Genomic DNA, 21817 nt, shown 5'->3' on the forward strand with positions numbered 1-21817 from the left:
CCGTGCCCGCGGCGCCACCCGCCGCCGTCGCCCGGCCTGCGGCGGACGGCAGACCGCCCGCGCCGGTCCCGATGAGCGGCGGCATCGATGCTCCGGCGATCGCCCCGGCGCAGGCAACCGCCCCCGCGCCGGCAACTGCCACCGCACCCCGCATGGCCACCGCTGACTTGGCGGATCCGCGACGGTGACCGTGCCGCCTCGCATATGTCGATCTGCTGGACATGAGCACACCTTTCGTTCCGGACTGTGATCAGCGTGACGGCTGAGCGTGATCACGCACCATGCGGAATCCCCCCGTTTTTCGATGTGGTTTTCCGCAGGTCGGGCGGCAGGAGTGAGGGGAGGCCGTCGCGGGGCGGTCCCGGGACCTCGTAAGGTCGTATCCGTGTTGGAGGAGATGCGGATCCGGTCCCTGGGTGTCATTGATGACGCCGTTGTCGAGCTGTCCCCGGGCTTCACGGCGGTGACCGGCGAGACGGGCGCGGGCAAGACCATGGTCGTCACCAGCCTCGGCCTGCTGCTCGGCGGGCGCGCCGACCCCGCCCTGGTGCGGATCGGAGCCAAGTCGGCGGTGGTGGAGGGCAGGATCAGCGTCGGTCCCCATGCCCCCGCCGCGGTACGGGCCGAGGAGGCCGGTGCGGAGCTGGACGACGGGGCGCTGCTGATCAGCCGCACGCTCTCCGCGGAGGGCCGTTCGCGCGCTCATGTGGGAGGCCGTTCCGTACCGGTCGGCCTCCTGGCGGAGTTGGCCGACGATCTGGTCGCCGTGCACGGCCAGACCGACCAGCAGGGCCTGCTGCGGCCGGCCCGTCAGCGCCAGGCCCTGGACCGCTACGCCGGGGACACGGTCGCGGTCCCGCTGGCCAAGTACACCGCCGCCCACCGCCGGCTGCGTGCCGTCGCCACCGAGCTGGACGAGCTGACGACGCAGGCCCGCGAACGCTCACAGGAAGCCGATCTGCTGCGTTTCGGCCTCGACGAGATCGCGGCGGCCGAGCCCCAGCCCGGCGAGGACACCGAACTCGCCGCCGAGGCGGAGCGGCTCGGTCACGCCGAGGCGCTGGCCTCCGCCGCGACCGTCGCGCACGCCGCGCTGGCCGGCAACCCCGAGGACCCCGAGGGCGTCGACGCCACCACCCTGGTCGCCGGCGCCCATCGCGCACTGGAGGCCGTACGCAGCCATGACCAGGAGCTCGCCGGGCTCGCCGAGCGGATCGGTGAGATCGGCATCCTGATGGCGGACGTGGCGGGCGAGCTGGCCAGCTACGCGGACGGCCTGGACGCCGACCCGTTGCGGCTCGCCGCGGTCGAGGAACGCCGTGCCGCGCTGAACCACCTGACCCGCAAGTACGGCCAGGACATCGCGACGGTGCTGGCCTGGGCCGAGGAGAGCGCCGCCCGGCTCTCCGAACTGGAGGGCGACGACGACCGGATCGGCGAGCTGACCGTCGAGCGGGACGCACTCCGCGCCGAACTGGGCGAACTGGCACAAACGTTGACCGATGCCCGTACGGCCTCGGCGAAGCGTTTCGCCGACGCGGTCACCGCCGAACTCGCCGAACTCGCCATGCCGCACGCCCGGGTCACCGTCGAGATCCGTCAGACCGAGGTCGCCGAGGACGCCGACGGCATCGAGGTCGGCGGCCGCACGGTGGCCTACGGGCCGGCCGGCGCCGATGAGGTCGAACTTCTCCTGGCCCCGCACCCGGGCGCACCGCCCCGGCCGATCGCCAAGGGGGCGTCCGGCGGTGAGCTCTCCCGGGTGATGCTCGCCGTGGAGGTGGTCTTCGCCGGCTCCGACCCCGTACCGACCTATCTCTTCGACGAGGTCGACGCCGGGGTCGGCGGCAAGGCGGCCGTCGAGGTCGGCAGGCGGCTGGCCAGGCTCGCGAAGTCGGCGCAGGTCGTGGTGGTCACGCACCTTCCGCAGGTCGCGGCGTTCGCGGACCGCCAGTTGCTGGTGGCGAAGACGAACGACGGGTCGGTCACCAGGAGCGGTGTCACGGTCCTGGAAGGCGAGGAGCGGGTCCGCGAACTCTCCCGGATGCTGGCCGGCCAGGAGGACTCCGAAACGGCCCGCGCGCACGCCGAGGAGCTGCTGGAGACGGCGCGTACGGGCAGCTAGGACGTGGCGCGCGAGCCAGGGGCACACCGGTCCTCTCGCCTGCCACTGGACGCCGAGGCTGTCATTCCCGCCTGATTTCCCCTTCACCGGTCGACTCCCGCCCCTAGGGTGACGGGAGCCGAGCACCGCAGGGTGCCGGGCGAGGGGAGGACATGGTGGCGGTGACAGGCAGCAGGACGCTGGGACGGATCTCGGCGTTCCTGGGGGCGGCAGGGGCGACGAGGGCGGCGTACACGGCGCTCAGGAAGCGGCCGCCGGGCGGTGCCGTCCTGTGGGAGCGGAAGAACTACGCCGGCCGGACCGCGGATCTGCACGCGGGTCTCGCCACGGCCACCGGAACCGCCCTCGCCGCCGTCACCGCACCGGGGCTGCCCGGCCGGACCCGGGCCGCCGCGGCGCTGGCGGTGCTGGCCGCCGGGGGCTGCGGTGCGTACGACGACGTGTTCGGTGCCAGTGATCCACGCCGCGGATTCCGGGCGCACCTGTCGGCGCTCCGGCAGCGAGAGGTCACCAGCGGGGCCGTGAAGCTCTTCGGGATCGGCGCCGCCGGGCTCGCGGCCGGTGCCCTCCTCAAGGAGCGCCCGGCCGACAGATTGCTGGCGGGCGTGGTCATCGCGGGCTCGGCCCATCTGGTGAACCTCCTGGACGTCCGTCCGGGCCGGGCGGCCGGCTCCGTATTGGCCGTCGGCGCACCCGGGTTGCTGCGCCGCGGTCCGGCGCGCCCGCTGTCCGCCGCGCCCATGGGGGCCGTTGCCGCCGTCCTCGGTGACGACCTCGGGGAGCGCACGATGATCGGGGACGCCGGGGCGCACGCCCTCGGCGCGGCGCTCGGTCTCGCCATCGTCACGAGTAACGGCCGCCGGGGCCTGGCCGCGCACGCCGCCGGCCTGATCGCCGCCGCGGCCGCGGGCGACCGCGTCAGCCGGGCGGCCGCGGCGATCTGAGTACTGAAGGCCTGGGTCCTGCTGAAGCCTGAGTACTGCTGAAGGCCTGGCCGAAGGTGGCCCGTCCGGGGGGCTTCGGCCCGTGAGGGGAACGCCGCCCGTCCGGATTACGCGCCGCAGGCCCGGTCCACCAGGTGACCCAGGCTCCGGCCCACTGTGGGCCCTCCACCGGGCAAGCCAGGCCTCGGCAAGCCAGTGCCTGACAAGCCCGGTCCGGCAAGCCCGAGGCCACAGGAGCGCCACCCGTATCGCCCGACGGACCGCCCACCGCAGTGCCGCCGAGCGCAGGACATCCGGGCGGCCATGGCCCTTCACGGGCCAAACGCGCACAGGGGCGGTCATTCCCGACGGCACTCCGCGACCATCAAGTCCTTATCCGGCCAAACGCCGGGCGCGCTCCGGGCGGCGGCGCACGCGCCGCATGTCACGGCGCAAGGCGCACTCCGGGGAGTGGGGTCACCCGCAGGTGCCGTTAACCCGCGCGGGCGGTTTGTCGCCCATGTGGGTGATCTGGTGGGCGCCGAGGTGAGACTTCCCACCGGAACGGCGGCCGGAGGGTGCCGATTTGACCTCCCCGGGCTGGCATCCTGGGCGCGGTGCGCAGTCCCGGGCGCGCTCGCCGCGTCCTGTCCGTCCGCCGGGCAGGCAGGTGGCCGCCGGCCGCGCGCCGCAGCACAGCGGACCGACCCGCCGGTGTGGTCCGCCCGCCCCCGATCCAGGAGCCCTATCACGTGATCAGCACCCCGACCTCGGCGCACGGGTTGTCGCCGCTGCGCACGGTCCAGGTGCTCGGGCACGGCAGCGCCGGCAGCGCGGCGCATGTCCGCTCGCTGGCCGAAGGGCTGGTCGCGCGCGGGGTGCGGGTGACCGTCTGTGCCACGCCGGAGACCGAGGAGGCCTACGACTTCACCGGGGCGGGCGCGCGGTTCGTGCAGGTCCCTCCGCGGATGGATCCGGCAAGTGTGGCCGTGCTGCGCAGTGCCTGCTGGGACGCCGACCTCGTCCATGCGCACGGCCTGCGGGCCGGGCTGCGGGCCTCGATGGCGCTGCGCGGACTGCGCGGCCCCCGAGGTGGGCGGCGGGTCCCCCTGGTCATCACCTGGCACACCAAGGCGCACATCGAGGGCGCGCGAGCCGGGGTGGTGCATCTGATGGAGCGGCGGGTGGCTCGGGCCGCCGCCGTCGTCCTCGGGGCCTGTTCCGATCTCGTGGACCGGGCGCGCGAGCGGGGCGCCCGTGATGCACGGCTTGCGCCGGTCGCGATTCCGCGCCCCCGGTCCGGCGGCACACCGGACGAGTGCGAGGACCACGACCGGATGCGCCACAAGGAACGCGCCGAACTGGGCGCGGTGGACCGTCCGTTGCTGCTCGCGGTGGGCCGTCTCGACCCGAACCAGGGCCATGACCTGCTGCTGGACGCGGCGCATGCCTGGTGCGCGCTCGACCCGCAGCCGCTGGTCGCCATCGCCGGGGAGGGCGAGCAGCGGACCGCGCTGCAGCGGCGGATCGATGTCGAGCAGCTGCCCGTCCAGTTGCTCGGCCGCCGTGACGACGTGCCCGAACTCCTCGCCGCGGCCGACCTGGTGGTGCTGCCCAGCCGGTGGGAGGCGCGCTCGCTGATCGCCCAGGAGGCGCTGCGCGCCGGGGTGCCGCTGGTCGCCACCGACACCGGAGGCACCCGCGAACTGGTCGGCCGGGCCGCGGAACTGGTCCGCTACGGGGACGCCGCCGCCCTGGCCCGTACCGTTCTCGCGCTCCTCGCCGACCCCGCGCGGCGGGACGCACTCTCCGCGGCGGGCCGCGCCCAGGCGGCCGGCTGGCCCAGTGAGAACGACACCGTCACCCAGGTCCTCAGCGTCTACGACGAGTTGACCCAGCCGATTCAGCCGGTCTGACCCATACGGCCCGGCCCGGGCCCGATTCAGCCGGCCCAGCCAATACGGCCGGCCTAGCCAATACGGCCGGCCCAGCCGGTCCCTCCGCTCCGGCCGGTCCGCTCGCCCAGCCCGACCGCTGTTTCCGCCGCCCGGCACCCCAGGACCCTGGCGCCCCAGCTGCCCGGCACCCCAGCCGCCTGGCCTCCCGGCACCCCAGCCCCGGCCTCCCAGCCCCCGGCCCTCTCGCCCTTCCGCCTTTCCGCCCTTCCGTCCTCCGCCGCCCCCCGAGAGGCAGCCCGGACATCCGCTCCGGCACCACGGACCCGGACGATACGCTCCCCGCAAGCAAATTGATGTAAGACCCATACGTGTGGCCCCTCCGCCCCAACCCGGGTCGCAGGTACGAAAGGAGAGTGCCGTGACCGCTGCGGTAGCGGGCTTTGCGTTGTTCGCCCTGCTGGTGACGATGGCTCCCGGCCCGGACACCCTTCTGGTGCTGCGCAACTGTGTGCGCGGTGGGCGGCGTACGGGGGCCGCCACGGCGGTCGGCGCCGCCGTCGGTTCGCTCGCTTGGGCGGTGGCCGCCGCGGTCGGGCTGGCCGCGGCGCTGCAGCGCTGGGACGCGGCGTTCATGGTCGTACGGCTGGCGGGCGCCGCCTACTTGGTGGTGCTCGGCGGGCAGGCGCTCTGGGCGCACCGGCGCTCCGCCGCGGCGGACCGCCCGGAGACCGGCCCCGACCCTCTCGACACCCCGGAACCGAACGGCCACGCCGCCCCGCCCCTCCCGCCCCTCGCGAACCTCGCGCCCCTCCGTGCCTTCCGGCAGGGGCTGTTGAGCTGTCTGCTCAACCCCAAGGTCGGGATCTTCTTCGTGGCCGTGGTGCCGCAGTTCCTCCCCGAGGGGCACTCGGTGCTCGGTACGACGCTGTTGCTCGGGGCCGTCGACGCGGTGATCGCCGCGGGCTGGCTGCTGTTGGTCGTGGTCTGCGCGGGCCAGCTGCTGCGAGGGCTGCGGCGTCCCCGGGTGCACCGCAATCTGGAGCGCACCACGGGCGGGGTGCTGATCGCGCTCGGTATGGGGACGGCGGCCGAGACGGTCGCGGGATGACGCGCCGCCCCCGGCGGCCGCCGCCCGTTACGGCTTGTCCGTGTGGCGTCTGGCGCGCAGGGCCAGCCGCAGGCCCAGGACGGTCTGCGGATCGTCCAGGTCCGTGCCCAGCAGTTGGGCGATACGGGCCAGCCGGTCGTACAGCGTCTGCCGGTTCACATTCAGGTCGCGGGCGGTCTCGGCCTTGCGGCCCGCGCTGGCCAGATAGGCCTCCAGCGTCGGCAGCAGCGGCTGGCGGGCGGCGCGGTCATGGGCCAGCAGCGGCCCGATGGCGCGCTCCACGAAGTCGGTGAGCACACCCTGCTCGCCGTGTTCGCGCATCCGCCACAGCAACAGCTCGATGTCCAGCCGGCGTGCGTCGTACCAGGGCTGTTCCGGCAGGCCCTGGGCCGCGGCCGCCGCCTCCGCCGCATGCTGCAGACCGGGGCCCGCCGCCGCCCAGTCACCCGGCGTACCGACGACGACCACCGGGCGGTGCGTGGCCGGCCGGTCCAGGCCCGCGCGGACGATCCCGGCACGCAGGGCCTCGGCGATCCGGCCGGCGAGCGCGTCGCGGTCCTGGCCCGCGCGCAGCGCCACCAGCATCGGGACCCGGCCCTCCACGGGGCGGACGCCGAGCAGCACGGGCACCCCGGGGGCCGCCAGTTCCTCGCGCAGGGCCTGGGCGAGCAGCGCCCAGCTGCCGGGGGAGGGGAGCCCCGCGGGCAGCCGCATCACCACCGGGAACACGGGCTCGTCACCGGGGCGGAAGCCCAGCAGGCGGGCCTGCGCGGGCGCCTCGGCCGCGGAGATCCGGCCCTCCGCCAGGTCGGCGAGGAAGTCGCCGCGGCCGCGGGCGGCGAGCACCTCCTCCTGGCGGGACTGCAGCATGACGACGGCGAGCAGATCGGCGGCGCGTTCGGCGGCGATCCGGTGCACCGGCGCCAGGGGGGCGTTGACGGGCAGCAGGACGAGGCGGGCGCGGACCGCGTCGGGGCCGTGGCCGCCACCGGGCACATCGACCCGCAGACCGGTGTCGCGCAGGCCCTCCCAGGCCAGCAGCGGGTCGGCATCCGCGGGGCCGTCGTCGTCACCCTCCGGCCCCGCCGCGTAGAGCGGGCTGCCGTCGGGGGCCTCCAGGCAGAGCGGGTTGCCGGTGAAGACGGCCAGCAGCCGGAGCACCTCGGGGACGCCTCCGCCGCGCAGCAGCACATCCGTGCAGCGCCGCAGGATCTCGTCGGCGCGCCGCAGCAGCGCGTAGTGACTATTGATGATCTCGGTGTGGATCGCCTCGGTGACCGTGACGTACGGGACCTCGCGGTGCAGCTGGATCAGCGGCAGCCCGCAGTCCCGTGCGGCATCGACCAGCGCGGTGGGCAGTGAGGCGAAACGGGAGCCCAGCTCCACGACGAGGGCGGCGATCTCGCGGTCCGCGAGCTTACGGATGAAGGCGCGCTGCTCGGACGGCCGGGCGCCCAGCCCGAGCCCGGTGGTCAGCAGCAGCTCGCCGCCCTTGAGCAGCGAGGCGATATGCGGGACCTCGCCCGCGTGCACCCAGCGGACCGCACGGTCCAGCCGGTCCCCGCCGGCCAGCACCTCCGGCAGGCCGCGGCGCAGCGCGGGCAGCTCCAGCGCCCTGCGTACCGTGATCTCGGCTTCGATCTTCGCTTCCTGCCCCATGGCGAGGACGGTACCCGTAGTCCGCTATCCGGACCCGCGCGGTCCGGATTACGGTGCCGTATGGAAGGTGGACGAGCCCGGTCGCCTCCTGGTGCCCCAGGCCCTCTCACCCTGACCTGCCCCAGGCCCTCTCACCCCGACCTGCCCCAGGCCCTCTCACCCCGACTCCCGCACCACCAGCCGCGCCTCCGTGATCACCGGTGCGAGCTCCACCGCGTCCGACCCCTCCGTCTTCCGCGGATCCAGCAGCCGCAGCAGCAGCCGGGCCATCAGCCGTCCCATCTCCTCCACGTCCTGCCGCACCGTGGTCAGCGGCGGATCCGCCCACGCCGCCGGTTCCAGATCGTCGTAGCCGACCACCGCCACCTCCTCCGGCACCCGTCGTCCGCGGGCCCGGAGGGTGCGCAGCGCGCCGCTCGCCATCAGGTCGGAGCAGACGAAGACCGCGTCCAGATCCGGTGCGGCGTCCAGGAGTTCGGCCATGGCCCGCTCGCCGCCGTGTGCCGTGAACCCGCCGTCCGCGATCAGCCGTGGGTCCGGCTCCGCGGTGCCCAGCGCCTCGCGGTAGCCGTCGAGGCGGTCCACCGCGGAGGTCTGGTCGAGCGGTCCGGTGATCACGGCGATCCGGCGGCGGCCGCGGCCGAGGAGATGGCGTACGGCCTGCCGGGCCCCACCGCGGTTGTCGGTGTCGACGTACAGCGGCCGCGGCACCCGGTCGGCGCCCGCCCAGCCGGGCCGGCCGCCGTAGACGGTGGGCAGTCCGGCGCGCTCGGCCATGGCGGGCAGCGGGTCGTCGCGGTGCAGCGAGAACATCAGCGCGCCGTCGACATGCCCGGCCGACAGATAGCGGCCGATGCGGTCGTAGTCGTCGCGGTGCTCGACGAACATCAACAGCAGCTGGGTGTCGGCGGCGGCCAGTTCGCGGCTGATGCCGCGCAGTTGGCGTCCGAAGAACGGATCGCTGAAGACCCGGGTCTCCGGCTCCGCGATGACCACGGCGACCGCTCCGGTGCGGCGGGTGACCAGGGAGCGGGCCGCGCTGTTCGGCACGTAGCCCAGCTCGGTGACCGCCTGACGCACCCGCTCCTGGACCGCGGCCCGTACCCCCGCACCGCCGTTGACCACGCGGGACACCGTGGCGCGGGAGACCCCGGCGAGCGCCGCGACCGCCTCCAGCGTCGGCCGCGGACCGTTCGGCTCAGACACCATTCAACTCCTTTTTCCACGCGGTGACTTGACGGTCTGCCGTCGAGTCGGCAGGGTGCACAGCGCACGATATGAGAGCGCTCTCACTCCGGAAACCCCCACGGACCTCCTCACGACCCCCACTGTGCCGAGGAGAGAATGTCATGAGCATGAGAATTCGGCCCGGGAAACGGGCGCACCACCGGGCAGGGGCGTCGCTCCTTGCCGTCGGCGCCGCGCTCGTCACCACCTGTGCGCTCACCCTCCCGACGGCCTCCGCCGAGCAGGCGGCACCCGTCCCGAAGGCGAAAGCCGCTTCCGCCGCCTTCCAGGAAGTCTGGCGTACGGACTTCGACGGCGCCGCCGGATCCCGCCCCGCCGCCGACGACTGGATCATCGACACCGGCACCGGCTACCCCTCGGGCCCTCCCAATTGGGGCACCGGCGAACGCCAGACCTACACCGACCGCCCGGAGAACCTCCAGCTCGACGGCGCGGGCCACCTCAGGATCACGGCCCGGAAGGACGGCACCACCTGGACCTCGGGCCGCATCGAGTCCCGGCGCTCCGACTTCGCGGCCCCGTCCGGCGGCACACTCCGCATCGAGGCGCGCATCCGGATGCCCGAGGTCTCCGGCGACGACGCGCTCGGCTACTGGCCGGCCTTCTGGACGCTGGGCGCCGACTACCGCGGCACCTACTGGAACTGGCCGGGCATCGGCGAGTTCGACATCATGGAGAACGTCAACGGCGTCAACAAGGTCTGGGGCGTGCTGCACTGCGGCGTCAACCCCGGCGGGCCGTGCGGTGAATCCCAGGGCAGGGGCAACTCCCGCGAGTGCCCCGGCAGTGCCTGCCAGGCCGGCTTCCACACCTACGCGCTGGAGCTGGACCGCGCCAACAGCGCCGCGGAAGCGCTGAACTGGTATGTCGACGGGCAGAAGTTCCACACCGTGAGCGCGGCCGAGATGGACGCCGACACCTGGGCGCGGGCCACCCACCACGGCCACTTCCTGCTGCTCAACCTCGCGATGGGCGGCGCGTTCCTGGACGGCGCCGCGGGCTTCGCCACCCCCACCGACGCCACCCGGCCCGGCGGCTCCCTCCTCGTCGACCATGTCGCGGTCTCCGTACGGCAGCCCGCCGGAGCCCGTACGGACCGGGCCGCCACCCCCACCGACCGGCACCCGTAAGGAGCCACCTCGTGATCACTCGCCGCAGTCTGCTCGGCACTCTCGCCGCCGGCGCCGCCACCGCCTCCGGAATCGCCCTGGCAGGCCGGGCGGCCGGCGCCCCCGCCCCGGCCGCAGCACCCCGCGGGCCCGCCCGGTCCGCGGCCGGCCTGCCCCTGCACCTCGTCAACCACTCCGGCGCCTACGCCAACTCCTCGGTCTGGATCTACGTCGTCGGCAATGACGGCACCCGGCAGGTGTACGTCACCCCGGACGGTGAGCTCCGGCCCGTCGCACTGGCCGACAACGGGCCGGACGGCTTCACCGACTACGCGATCCCGCTCGCCGCGAGCGGCACCACGACCCTCCGCCTGCCACAGATGTCCGGCCGGATCTACACCGCGCTGGGCGGCAAGCTCAAGTTCAAGGCGGTCGAGGACGGCAACGGCAAGGCCGCGCTCGCCTACCCGGCGGGCTGGGTCGCCGGCGACCCCAACTACGACGTGCTGCACGACTGCGCCGAGTTCACGTACAACTCCGGCGGGATGTACTGCAACACCACCATGGTCGACATGTTCAGCGTGCCGCTCGCGATCAAGCTCTCGGGCGCCAAGGAACAGACCACCGGCACGCTCAAGGACGGCGCCCGCGCCAGGATCTTCTCCGACGTCAAGGCCGCCGAGGGCTTCGACCGCCTGGTCATCGGCGACCGGCGGGTGATCGCCCCCGGCCACGGCCTGGACAGCGGGCTGTTCGCCCAGGACTACTTCGCCCCGGCCATCGACGAGGCCTGGTCCGCCTACGCGGCCAAGGACCTGACCGTCACCACCAACGCGGGCACCTTCACCGGCCGGGTCCGCGACGGCAAGCTCGTCTTCACCGTCCCCCAAGGCTTCAAGGGCCAGGGTGGTGCCCCCATCGGCACGGTCTCCTTCGACAAGCCGTCCACCCGCGATGTCCTCTTCTGCGATGGCACCCTCGCCGCCCCCAACGACGGCACCCTGGGCCCGGTCGCCGCCATCCTGGGCGCCGCCCTCAACCGCTCCACCCTCACCTCGCACGCCACCCAGCCCACCACCGACCCGGCCGCCTTCTACCGGCAGCGGCTGACCAACCACTACGCCCGGGCCATGCACGCCGCGACCCAGGACGGCAAGGCCTACGGCTTCGCCTTCGACGACGTCGCCGGTTTCGCCTCCTACATCGAGGACGGCACCCCGAGGGAGATCACCCTCACCCTGACCCCGTTCTGACACGAAGAAGGTGCCGCCCGAAAACGGGCGGCACCACAGAACTCCGAGCCGAAGAGCCGGCTAACCCCCGTAAGCCCCGCTGGCCGTCAGCCGCAGCGCCGTGTCGATCAGCGGAACATGGCTGAACGCCTGAGGGAAGTTGCCCACCTGCCGCTGGGCCTTGGGGTCCCACTCCTCGGCGAGCAGGCCCAGGTCGTTGCGGAGCGAGAGCAGCTTCTCGAAGAGCTTGCGGGCCTCGTCCACCCGGCCGATCATCGCGAGGTCGTCCGCGAGCCAGAACGAGCACGCCAGGAAGGCTCCCTCCTCGCCCTCCAGACCGTCCACCCCGAGGTCGTCCGCACCGGACGTCGGGTAGCGCAGCACGAAGCCGTCCTCGGTGGACAGCTCCCGCTGGATCGCCTCGATCGTGCCGATGACGCGCTTGTCGTCCGGCGGCAGGAAGCCCATCTGCGGGATCAGCAGCAGCGAGGCGTCCAGCTCCTGGGAGCCGTAGGACTGGGTGAAGGTGTTGCGTTCCTTGTCGTAACCCTTCTCGCAGACGTCCCGGTGGATCGTCTCGCGCAGGTCCTTCCAGCGCTCCAGCGGTCCGTCGACATCCCCGGACTCGATCAGCTTGACCGTGCGGTCGACCGCGACCCAGGTCATGACCTTGGAGTGCACGAAGTGCCGGCGCGGACCGCGGACCTCCCAGATGCCCTCGTCCGGCTCGTCCCAGTGCTTCTCCACCCACTGGATCAGCTTGAGCTGCAGCAGCGAGGCGTAGTCGTTACGGGCCAGCCCCGTCATGTGCGCCAGGTGCAGCGCCTCGGTGACCTCGCCGTAGACATCGAGCTGGAGCTGTCCCGCGGCGCCGTTGCCGACCCGCACCGGACGGGAGTTCTCGTACCCGGGAAGCCAGTGCAGCTCGTTCTCGCCGAGCTCCCGCTCACCGGCGATGCCGTACATGATCTGCAGGTTCTCCGGATCACCAGCCACCGCCCGCAGCAGCCACTCCCGCCAGGCCCGCGCCTCTTCGCGGTAGCCGGTGCGCAGCAGGGAGGACAGGGTGATCGCCGCGTCCCGCAGCCAGGTGAAGCGGTAGTCCCAGTTACGGACACCGCCCAGGCACTCCGGCAGCGAGGTCGTCGGCGCCGCCACGATCCCGCCGGTCGGCGCGTAGGTCAGCGCCTTCAGCGTGATCAGCGAGCGCACCACCGCGTCCCGGTAGGGACCGTGGTACGTGCAGTGCTCGACCCACTCGCGCCAGAACTCCTCGGTGGCCTCCAGCGCCCCCTCCGGGTCGGCCACGGCCGGCGGCTCCTTGTGCGAGGGCTCCCAGCTGATGGTGAAGGCGATCCGCTCACCCGGAGAAACGGTGAAGTCGGAGAAGGTCGTCAGGTCCTTGCCGTAGGTCTCCGCCTCGGTGTCCAGCCACACCGAATCGGGGCCCGCGACCGCGACCGTACGGTCGTCGATCTTGTGCACCCAGGGCACGACCCAGCCGTAGGAGAACCGCATCCGCAGCTGCGAGCGCATCGGGACGCGGCCGCTGACGCCCTCCACGATGCGGATCAGCTGCGGCGCTCCATCACGCGGCGGCATGAAGTCGATCACGCGGACGGTGCCGCGCGGGGTGTCCCACTCCGATTCCAGGACGAGCGAATCGCCCCGGTAGCGCCGGCGATCGGCCGGCGCGGGCCGGCCCCCGGGACCGTTGACCGGCCCCATCCGCCAGAATCCGTGCTCCTCCGTGCCCAGCAGCCCCGCAAAGACCGCCGGGGAGTCGAAGCGGGGCAGGCACAGCCAGTCCACCGTGCCGTCCCGGCACACTAGAGCGGCGGTTTGCATATCGCCGATAAGTGCGTAGTCCTCGATGCGCCCGGCCACGTGCATCTCCCGTCGAGCTGGAGTCACGCCCCCCATGGGACGTATGAATCGGTCCGTCCTGCCCATGAAACGTCGCCGAGCAGCGGGACCGGAAATCGGGCGGGGGTGGTGCCTTCCCGGACGGCTCGTTGCGAGTGTCCGAGCAGGATACGACGCACGTGGGTGATCCGCGCGACCCTCGCACGGACTGACGTGCTCCGAACGGGTGGCCTCCATCACGTGACACTGTCACCCCGGCCGTCACCGCCCGGTCGCCGTGCGTGGCCGGGCGCGACCATGCCCGGTCGCTGATAGCCTGGTACCCCGTGGACCGGTGGGCACGAGAACCCCCGAACCGCAGCGACGGCACCCCTGAAAACGGGGACGCGCCGCTTCGCACCTCTCCACCTCGCGACCACGGGAGCTCCCTCTTGGCCATGCCGCCCAAATCCACGACGACCAAGCACCTCTTCGTCACGGGGGGCGTCGCCTCCTCGCTGGGCAAGGGGCTCACCGCCTCCAGCCTGGGTGCTCTCCTCAAGGCGCGCGGTCTGCGGGTCACGATGCAGAAGCTCGACCCGTATCTGAACGTCGACCCCGGAACGATGAACCCGTTCCAGCACGGTGAGGTCTTCGTCACCAACGACGGTGCCGAGACCGACCTGGACATCGGCCACTACGAGCGTTTCCTGGACGTCGACCTCGACGGCTCCGCGAACGTGACCACCGGCCAGGTCTACAACACCGTGATCGCCAAGGAGCGGCGCGGTGAGTACCTCGGTGACACCGTGCAGGTCATCCCGCACATCACCAACGAGATCAAGCACCGCATCCGGCGGATGGCGACCGAGGACGTCGACGTCGTCATCACCGAGGTCGGTGGCACCGTCGGCGACATCGAGTCGCTGCCGTTCCTGGAGACGGTCCGCCAGGTCCGCCACGAGGTCGGCCGGGACAACGTCTTCGTCGTGCACATTTCGCTGCTCCCCTACATCGGCCCGTCCGGTGAGCTGAAGACCAAGCCGACCCAGCACTCGGTCGCGGCGCTGCGGAACATCGGTATCCAGCCCGACGCGATCGTGCTGCGCGCCGACCGTGAGGTCCCGACCGCCATCAAGCGCAAGATCTCGCTGATGTGCGACGTCGACGAGGCCGCGGTGGTCGCCGCGATCGACGCCCCGTCGATCTACGACATCCCCAAGGTCCTGCACACCGAGGGCCTGGACGCCTATGTCGTGCGCAAGCTGGACCTGCCCTTCCGCGATGTGAACTGGACCCAGTGGGAGGACCTGCTCGACCGCGTCCACAACCCCGACCACGAGGTCAGGGTCGCGCTGGTCGGCAAGTACATCGACCTTCCCGACGCCTACCTCTCGGTCACCGAGGCGCTGCGGGCCGGCGGCTTCGCGAACAAGACCCGGGTGAAGCTGAAGTGGGTCACCTCCGACGACTGCAAGACCCCGGCCGGCGCCGCCGAGCAGCTCGCCGACTGTGACGCGGTCTGCATCCCCGGCGGCTTCGGCGACCGCGGTGTGGACGGCAAGGTCGGCGCGATCACCTACGCCCGGGAGAACAAGCTCCCGCTGCTCGGCCTCTGCCTGGGCCTGCAGTGCGTGGTCATCGAGGCGGCCCGCAACCTGGCCGGCATCGAGGGCGCGAACTCCACCGAGTTCGACCCGGCCGCGGCCGACCCGGTCATCTCCACCATGGCCGAGCAGATGGACATCGTCGCAGGTGAGGGCGATATGGGCGGCACGATGCGGCTGGGCATGTACCCCGCCAAGCTCGCCGAGGGCTCGATCGTCCGTGAGGTCTACGACGACCAGCCCTACGTCGAGGAGCGCCACCGCCACCGCTACGAGGTCAACAACGCCTACCGCGGTGAGCTGGAGAAGAAGGCCGGGCTGCTGTTCTCCGGCACCTCTCCGGACAACAAGCTCGTCGAGTACGTCGAGTACCCGCGCGAGATCCACCCCTACCTGGTCGCCACCCAGGCGCACCCGGAGCTGCGCTCCCGCCCGACCCGTCCGCACCCGCTCTTCGCTGGGCTGGTGAAGGCCGCGGTCGCGCGCAAGACGGGCACCGCGAAGTAAGGGACACCACGGCGGATACGGTTGCCGGGGTACGGCCTCCCGCAGGTCGTGCCCCGGTTTCTGCGTTTGGCACAGGCACACACAGGAGGACGCGCCATGGCGATCAAGGACACCCCGGAGGAGTGGACGGTCACCGCGACCACGACGCCGTTCACCGGGAACAAGACCAGCGTGCGCACCGACGAGGTCGTCATGCCGGACGGCACCACCGTCACCCGCGACTACCAGGTCCACCCCGGTTCCGTGGCCGTCCTCGCCCTCGACGGCGAGGGCCGGGTGCTGGTGCTGCGCCAGTACCGCCACCCCGTACGGCAGCGGCTGTGGGAGATCCCCGCCGGACTGCTCGACATCCCCGGTGAGAACCCGCTGCACGCGGCGCAGCGCGAGCTGTACGAGGAGGCGCACGTCAAGGCCGAGGACTGGCGGGTGCTGACCGACGTCTACACCACGCCCGGCGGCTGCGACGAGGCCGTGCGGATCTTCCTCGCCCGTGATCTGTCCGAGGCCGAGGGCGAGCGCTTCGAGGTCTCCGAGGAGGAGGCCGACATGGAGCTGGCGCGGGTGCCGCAGGACGAGCTGGTCCGTGGCGTACTCGCCGGTGAGCTGCACAACAACTGCCTCGTCGTGGGCGTGCTGGCGCTCACCGCGGCCCAGGCCGGCGCGGGCCTGGACGCACTGCGCCCGGCCGACGCCCCTTGGCCGGCCCGCCCCTTCGAGGCCTGACCCGCCGGGCCCGCCACCGCCGTACCACGAGCCGGTCGGACGATCCGCCGATCCGATCGGGTGACTCAACCGCCCCGCGCTGCACGGCACGTGACACGCCGTGAACTACGCTCGGCAGCGTCCGCCCCAGCGGCGGATTCGTACGCGCAGGTGGACGGGAGCGTGAGCCGGTGACGGACCAGGCGGTGGGCGGGGGGCACCTCCCGTCGGAGGCGGCGGAAGCGTCGGCCACGACAGCGCCCGGGCCGCGGGCCGCGGCGCCCCGCCAGGACGGTGCCGCCGCCCGCCCCACCGTTCCCGCGACCGCCGCTGCCCCTTCCACCGGGCAATTCGCCGGCCGGCGCCGCGAGCTCAAGGCGCTGCACGCCGATATCGCCCGCGCCGGTCTGGACACCCTCTCCGGCCGCAAGGGCGCCCGCAGCCGGGTGCTGCTGATCGCCGGCCGCCCCGGTTCCGGCCGTACGGCCCTGGCCGAGGAGCTGCTGAAGGAGCTGGCCGGCGACCATCCCGACGGGGTGCTGCGGGCCAGCCTGACCGGGCCGGACGGCGAACCGGCCGACACCGGCCGCACCGCACGTGAACTGCTGGCCGCGCTCGGCGCCGGCGCCCCTGCGGGTGCCCCCGAGGACGAGCTGGCCGAGCGGCTGCGCGAGGAGCTCACCGGGCGCCGGGCCCTGCTCTTCCTGGACGACGCCCCGGGCGCCGACCAGGTCGAACCGCTGCTGCCGGACGCCCCGGACTGCCTGGTCGTGGTGGTCGCGCAGGGGCCGCTGACCGGCATTCCGGACGTCCGGCCGTGCGCCCTGGGCGGTCTGGACAGCGCGGCCGGGGTCGCGGTCCTCGCCCGGTACGCCGGGCCGACCCGGATCACCGTCGACCCGCGGACCGCCGACGGCGTCGTGGAGGAGTGCGGCGGCCAGCCGGCCGCACTGGTGCTGGCCGGTGCCTGGCTCTCCGCCCGCCCGATGTCCTCGGTCGCCGATCTGTGCCAGGCGCTGCACGCCGTCCCGCTGCCGCCGGACCTGCCCACCGGCGCCCGGCCGCTGTTCCGCGCCTTCCGCCTCGCCTACGACGCGCTGCCGCCGCCCGCCGCCCGGATATTGCGGCTGATCACCCTGGCGCCGGGCGGTCTGGTGGACGCGCACATCGCCTCCGCGCTGGCCGGCTGCTCGGTGGCGACGGCCGTCACGACACTCGGCGAGTTCGTCGCGCTCGGCCTGCTGCGGCCGGCCGCAGCCGAGGACGACGAGGTCCCCGGCGCCCGTGCCCCCGACGCCGCGCTGTATCCCCCGTACCGCCTGCCCGGCTGCCTCCACCCCCTGGCACGTGAACTGCTGACGGAACACGAGCGCCCGGCCGACGTCCAGCTGGCCCGCGCCCGGATGCTGGAGCGGACCGTACGGCTGCTGCAGTCCTGCCGGGCGATGGGAGAGCCGGCCGATTCCCCCGCCCGGCAGAAGACCGCGGGGCTGCCGCGCCCGCTGCGCTTCGGCTCCCGGGAGGCCGCCGCGCACTGGCTGCACAGCCGGCGCGGCGCCCTGCTCGACGCCGCCAGGATCGCCGTCGCGGACGGTGAACTCGACACGCTGGACCGGCGGTTGATGGCCGCGCTGACCCGGACGCTGCTGGCACACCAGGGCGCCGAGGCCGCCGCGCCGGACCTCTACGCGCTGCACGGGCTCGTCCTGCGGGTCGCCGAGCGGCGCGGGCTGCCACGGGAGCGGGCCGCCGCCCTCCTGAACCTCGGGGATCTCGACGGCCAGGCGGGACGGACCGCCCAGGCGCTCACCCGCTACCGGGGCGCGCTGGAGGCGGCACGCTCGGTGAAGGACCCGGTGGCCACCGGCCGGGCGCTGGAGTCGCTGGGCGGTACGTACACCGAGCTGGGCGACTGGCAGCGGGCCGCCGACTGGTACGGCCGGGCGCTGGAGCTGCGGCTCGCCCGGGGGGAGAGCGGGGACGCGGCGCGGCTGCACGGCCGGATCGGCAGTGCGCTCGCTCACACGGGCCGGTGGAGCGAGGCGCTCAAGGCGTGGCGGGCGGCCGTCGGGACCTACCGCAGGCTCGGCGAGGTGGCCGGACAGGCGCGGGCGACCGGTGAGGTGGCCCGGGTGCAGGAGTACGCGGGGCGGCCCGAGGACGCGCTGCGGACCTGTCTCGAAGCCCTGGACATCGCCCGCAGAGCGGGTGACGGACGGCTGGAGGCGGCCCTGCAACTACGGATCGCGGACACCCTCGACCGGCTCGGCGATCCAGCGGCGGCGGGGCTCCATCGGGCCGTCGGAGAGCGACTCCTTGGAGATCACAGCGAGTGACCTACGAAATCGGTAGTGCTTCTCGCAAGATTTAATGCTTTGCAAGGCTAGACAAGAAGAGCTCCTTCAATAGACTGGCTGGGCCGCGTTCGGCGCGGTCAGTTCCGTCATGCAGCGCATGAGGGGATAATTCCTCCTGCACCCTCTCTTTCAAGGACCGTGATCGACGTGAAGGTCGGCATCCCCCGCGAGGTCAAGAACAACGAGTTCCGCGTGGCCATCACGCCCGCCGGAGTAAACGAACTCGTCCGCCACGGCCACCAGGTCTTCATCGAGAAGGACGCCGGTCTCGGTTCGTCCATCACGAATGAGGAGTACGTCTCCGCCGGTGCCAGCATCCTGGACACCGCCGATGAGGTCTGGGGCACCGCTGACCTGCTGCTGAAGGTCAAGGAGCCGATTGCGGAGGAGTACCACCGCCTCCGCAAGGACCAGACGCTCTTCACCTACCTGCACCTGGCCGCCTCCAAGGAGTGCACGGACGCGCTGCTGGAGTCCGGCACCACCGCCATCGCCTACGAGACCGTCGAGACGGCCGGCCGCCAGCTGCCGCTGCTCGCCCCGATGTCCGAGGTCGCGGGCCGTATCGCCCCGCAGGTCGGCGCCTACCACCTGATGCGTCAGGCCGGCGGCCGCGGTGTGCTGCCCGGCGGCGTCCCCGGTGTCCACGCGGGCAAGGCCGTCATCATCGGCGGTGGCGTCTCCGGCTGGAACGCGCTGCAGATCGCCGTGGGCCTCGGCTTCCACGTCACCCTGCTCGACAAGGACATCAACAAGCTCCGCGAGGCCGACAAGATCTTCGGCACCAAGGTGCAGACGATCGTCTCCAACGCCTACGAGCTGGAGAAGGCCGTCGTCGAGGCCGACCTCGTCGTCGGTGCCGTCCTGATCCCCGGCGCCAAGGCCCCCAAGCTGGTCACCAACGAGCTCGTCGCCAAGATGAAGCCCGGAAGTGTTCTTGTCGACATCGCGATCGACCAGGGCGGCTGCTTCGAGGACTCCCGTGCCACCACGCACGCCGAGCCGACCTTCCCGGTCCACAACTCGGTCTTCTACTGCGTCGCCAACATGCCCGGCGCGGTGCCGAACACCTCCACCCACGCGCTCACCAACGCCACGCTGCCCTACATCGTGGAGCTGGCGAACCGCGGCTGGGTCGAGGCGCTGCGCCGTGACCCGGCGCTGGCCAAGGGCCTGAACACGCACGACGGCAAGGTCGTCTACGGTCCGGTCGCCGAGGCGCACGGCCTGGAGCACGTCGAACTGCGCACCCTCCTCGGCTGAGACGTCAACGACGCGCGTCAACGCCGCACAACCGGCCGGGCCTTGTCGACAAGGCCCGGCCGGTTGCGTGTGCGACCCCCGGAGTGCCGTACTTCGCGCCGTCGGCACTCAACTCGCCGTGAACGTAACCCTTTAACCGATTCGCGCACCCCTGAAACATCGGTCCGATACCGCTTGCGCCCTTGACATCGGGGGGTCCGGTTACCGACACATCGTGCCGGGTCCGGTGGATTGTGTTGCTGCGGACGCCCGACACGCCATAGAGTCGCCAACCGTCGGCATGGTGCCACGCTGACCTATCGATAAAGTTTCCTGGTCACGTCCAAGGAGGTAAGACGACTTGTGAATGAGTCGACATTTACTCCCGGAGGTGGACAACCAGGAGTGGTTGCACGGGACCACGGTCCCTCGGGGCGCGAGGCTGTCGGCTCCGTTGCGGTCCATACCTACGCAGCCCATCAGAGCATTTCCACGACAGCCCACCAGAGCATGGACGGCCATCACGTGAACGCCATGGCCGGCGACCGGGGCAGTGGAGAACCCGCCCGTCTCGCCGACTACGACGACCTGCCCGAGGGGCACTTCTACGATCCGGACGCGGAGTACGAGCCGGACCCCGAATACGCCGCGACGCTCGCGCCGGACGCCGCGCGCCAGCGCCGCGAACGCGTCGGCCCGACCGGACGCCCGCTCCCTTATTTCCCCATCCCGGGACCGTTGTCGGACCACGGCCCCGCCAAAATCATCGCGATGTGCAACCAGAAGGGCGGGGTCGGCAAGACGACCTCGACCATCAACCTGGGCGCCGCGCTCGCCGAATACGGACGACGGGTGCTGCTCGTCGACTTCGACCCGCAGGGCGCCCTGTCGGTCGGACTCGGCGTCAACCCGATGGAGCTCGACCTGACGGTCTACAACCTGCTCATGGAGCGGGGCATGTCGGCCGACGAGGTGCTGCTGAAGACCGCGGTCCCCAACATGGACCTGCTGCCCAGCAATATCGATTTGTCAGCGGCAGAGGTGCAGTTGGTCAGCGAGGTCGCGCGCGAGTCGACCCTGCAGCGCGCCCTGAAGCCGCTGCTGGCCGACTACGACTACATCGTCATCGACTGCCAGCCCTCCCTCGGCCTGCTCACCGTCAACGCCCTGACGGCGGCTCACAAGGTCATCGTGCCGCTGGAGTGCGAGTTCTTCGCGCTGCGCGGTGTCGCGCTGCTCACCGAGACGATCGAGAAGGTCCAGGAGCGGCTCAACCCCGAGCTGGAGCTGGACGGCATCCTGGCGACGATGTACGACTCCCGCACCGTGCACAGCCGTGAGGTCCTGGCACGTGTCGTCGAGGCCTTCGACGACCACGTCTACCACACCGTCATCGGCCGTACGGTCCGCTTCCCGGAGACCACCGTCGCGGGTGAGCCGATCACCACGTACGCCTCCAACTCCGTCGGTGCCGCCGCCTATCGTCAGCTCGCCAGGGAGGTGCTCGCCCGGTGTCACGCCGAGTGAGTCTGCCGGGAGCCGACGAACTGTTCCGTACCACCGGGGGAGTGGGGCTGCAGCCCTCCAGCCCCCGTCGCCCGGCTAACGGCTCCACGGCCAACGGCGAGGCGCCCCGGGTGCCCGCACCGGCCGGTGAGCCCGATCCGGCGGCGGACGGGCCGGAGGCGGCCACCGCGGTACGGCAGCGTCGGCCCGGGGCCGGCGGCTCGGACACCCCGGCGGCGACGGCCGGTGACGGCGGACCGGCCACCCCGCCCCGGGTGCCCGCCCTCGGCCCCCCGGCGGAGCACAGCGGCCGGGAGACGGACGGCGACACCGCCAAGGGCCACCGGACCCAGGCGGGCAAGGGCGGCCAGGCCGCTTCCGACCCGGCCGCCGCGGCCGTGCAGGCCGGTGGCCAGGGCCGCCGTCGCGGTGGCTCCCGCGGCGCCAACCGCCGTCCCAGCGGCCGGGAACGGCACGACGAGAAGATCACCGTCTATGTCTCCGCCGAGGAGCTCATGGACCTCGAACATGCGCGGCTGGTGCTGCGCGGCGAACACGGCCTCGCCGTCGACCGCGGACGGATCGTCCGCGAGGCGGTCGCCGTCGTCCTCGCCGACCTGGAGTCGCGGGGCGACGCCAGCATCCTGGTGCGGCGGCTGCGGGGCCGCTGAGGCCCGTTTGCCCTGGTCCTGCGCGGGGCGCGGCGGATCCGGCACCGTCGGGGACCGCCGTCGTGGCCGCTCCCCGGT

At 72.5% G+C, this 21817-nt stretch carries 15 protein-coding genes; 12 read left to right on the plus strand and 3 right to left on the minus strand.

The features are described from left to right. The first annotated feature begins 397 nt into the window (after window positions 1-397). The 4 genes from recN (at window position 398) to STRNI_RS32030 (ending at window position 6054) form a co-directional block, all read left to right on the plus strand. Complete coding sequence (gene recN, locus STRNI_RS32015) at window positions 398-2125, plus strand: DNA repair protein RecN (RefSeq protein WP_159490533.1); 1728 nt, start codon at window positions 398-400, stop codon at window positions 2123-2125. A gap of 152 nt (window positions 2126-2277) precedes the next feature. Continuing rightward, complete coding sequence (locus STRNI_RS32020) at window positions 2278-3069, plus strand: hypothetical protein (protein ID WP_277412466.1); 792 nt, start codon at window positions 2278-2280, stop codon at window positions 3067-3069. A gap of 731 nt (window positions 3070-3800) precedes the next feature. After that, on the plus strand, window positions 3801-4964 hold the full coding sequence (locus tag STRNI_RS32025) for a glycosyltransferase family 4 protein (RefSeq protein WP_026169334.1): 1164 nt from the start codon (window positions 3801-3803) through the stop codon (window positions 4962-4964). 400 nt (window positions 4965-5364) lie between these two features. After that, window positions 5365-6054 carry a LysE family translocator gene (locus tag STRNI_RS32030; protein ID WP_277412467.1) on the plus strand — a complete coding sequence of 230 codons (690 nt, stop codon included), beginning with the start codon at window positions 5365-5367 and terminating at the stop codon, window positions 6052-6054. 27 nt (window positions 6055-6081) lie between these two features. On the opposite strand, the gene STRNI_RS32035 is transcribed toward STRNI_RS32030, so the two are convergent. Continuing rightward, a complete protein-coding gene (locus STRNI_RS32035) occupies window positions 6082-7713 on the minus strand; it encodes a PucR family transcriptional regulator (protein WP_018087955.1) in 1632 nt (543 codons plus the stop codon). Between the two features lie 156 nt (window positions 7714-7869). Further along, complete coding sequence (locus tag STRNI_RS32040; RefSeq protein WP_018087954.1) at window positions 7870-8922, minus strand: LacI family DNA-binding transcriptional regulator; 1053 nt, start codon at window positions 8920-8922, stop codon at window positions 7870-7872. Between the two features lie 140 nt (window positions 8923-9062). On the opposite strand from STRNI_RS32040, the gene STRNI_RS32045 reads away from it, so the two are divergent. Continuing rightward, on the plus strand, window positions 9063-10091 hold the full coding sequence (locus tag STRNI_RS32045) for a glycoside hydrolase family 16 protein (RefSeq protein WP_277412468.1): 1029 nt from the start codon (window positions 9063-9065) through the stop codon (window positions 10089-10091). Window positions 10092-10102: 11 nt separating this feature from the next. Next, window positions 10103-11323, plus strand: coding sequence for a beta-1,3-glucanase family protein (locus STRNI_RS32050; protein WP_277412469.1), 1221 nt, complete (start codon window positions 10103-10105; stop codon window positions 11321-11323). 60 nt (window positions 11324-11383) lie between these two features. Here the strand turns inward: STRNI_RS32050 and STRNI_RS32055 are convergent, their stop codons facing one another. Beyond that, the gene (locus STRNI_RS32055) at window positions 11384-13195 is read right to left on the minus strand and encodes a glycoside hydrolase family 15 protein (RefSeq protein WP_277413348.1); all 1812 of its coding nucleotides are present in this window, start codon (window positions 13193-13195) and stop codon (window positions 11384-11386) included. A 410-nt stretch (window positions 13196-13605) separates the two neighbouring features. On the opposite strand from STRNI_RS32055, the gene STRNI_RS32060 reads away from it, so the two are divergent. From STRNI_RS32060 to STRNI_RS32085, 6 genes are all read left to right on the plus strand, one after another. Then, complete coding sequence (locus tag STRNI_RS32060) at window positions 13606-15261, plus strand: CTP synthase (RefSeq protein WP_018087951.1); 1656 nt, start codon at window positions 13606-13608, stop codon at window positions 15259-15261. A 96-nt stretch (window positions 15262-15357) separates the two neighbouring features. Next, window positions 15358-15984 carry an NUDIX domain-containing protein gene (locus STRNI_RS32065; RefSeq protein WP_018087950.1) on the plus strand — a complete coding sequence of 209 codons (627 nt, stop codon included), beginning with the start codon at window positions 15358-15360 and terminating at the stop codon, window positions 15982-15984. A 170-nt stretch (window positions 15985-16154) separates the two neighbouring features. Next, on the plus strand, window positions 16155-18299 hold the full coding sequence (locus STRNI_RS32070) for a tetratricopeptide repeat protein (protein WP_277412470.1): 2145 nt from the start codon (window positions 16155-16157) through the stop codon (window positions 18297-18299). A gap of 168 nt (window positions 18300-18467) precedes the next feature. Further along, complete coding sequence (gene ald, locus STRNI_RS32075; protein WP_026169333.1) at window positions 18468-19583, plus strand: alanine dehydrogenase; 1116 nt, start codon at window positions 18468-18470, stop codon at window positions 19581-19583. A gap of 489 nt (window positions 19584-20072) precedes the next feature. Continuing rightward, window positions 20073-21089, plus strand: coding sequence for a ParA family protein (locus STRNI_RS32080; RefSeq protein WP_018087947.1), 1017 nt, complete (start codon window positions 20073-20075; stop codon window positions 21087-21089). After that, window positions 21074-21739 (plus strand): hypothetical protein, encoded by a 666-nt coding sequence (locus tag STRNI_RS32085; protein WP_229838456.1) that lies wholly within the window; start codon window positions 21074-21076, stop codon window positions 21737-21739. Before STRNI_RS32080 ends, STRNI_RS32085 begins: the two co-directional genes overlap by 16 nt. Window positions 21740-21817 lie beyond the last annotated feature (78 nt).

This window comes from Streptomyces nigrescens, from assembly GCF_027626975.1.
Taxonomy (GTDB): Bacteria; Actinomycetota; Actinomycetes; order Streptomycetales; family Streptomycetaceae; genus Streptomyces; species Streptomyces nigrescens.

Coding starts and splice junctions, on each gene's coding strand:
- recN (WP_159490533.1), top strand. CDS start 398: ATGCGGATCCGGTCCCTGGGTGTCATTGATGACGCCGTTGTCGAGCTG.
- STRNI_RS32020 (WP_277412466.1), top strand. CDS start 2,278: ATGGTGGCGGTGACAGGCAGCAGGACGCTGGGACGGATCTCGGCGTTC.
- STRNI_RS32035 (WP_018087955.1), bottom strand. CDS start 7,713: ATGGGGCAGGAAGCGAAGATCGAAGCCGAGATCACGGTACGCAGGGCG.
- STRNI_RS32040 (WP_018087954.1), bottom strand. CDS start 8,922: ATGGTGTCTGAGCCGAACGGTCCGCGGCCGACGCTGGAGGCGGTCGCG.
- STRNI_RS32045 (WP_277412468.1), top strand. CDS start 9,063: ATGAGCATGAGAATTCGGCCCGGGAAACGGGCGCACCACCGGGCAGGG.
- STRNI_RS32055 (WP_277413348.1), bottom strand. CDS start 13,195: ATGCACGTGGCCGGGCGCATCGAGGACTACGCACTTATCGGCGATATG.
- STRNI_RS32060 (WP_018087951.1), top strand. CDS start 13,606: ATGCCGCCCAAATCCACGACGACCAAGCACCTCTTCGTCACGGGGGGC.
- STRNI_RS32065 (WP_018087950.1), top strand. CDS start 15,358: ATGGCGATCAAGGACACCCCGGAGGAGTGGACGGTCACCGCGACCACG.
- STRNI_RS32080 (WP_018087947.1), top strand. CDS start 20,073: ATGGACGGCCATCACGTGAACGCCATGGCCGGCGACCGGGGCAGTGGA.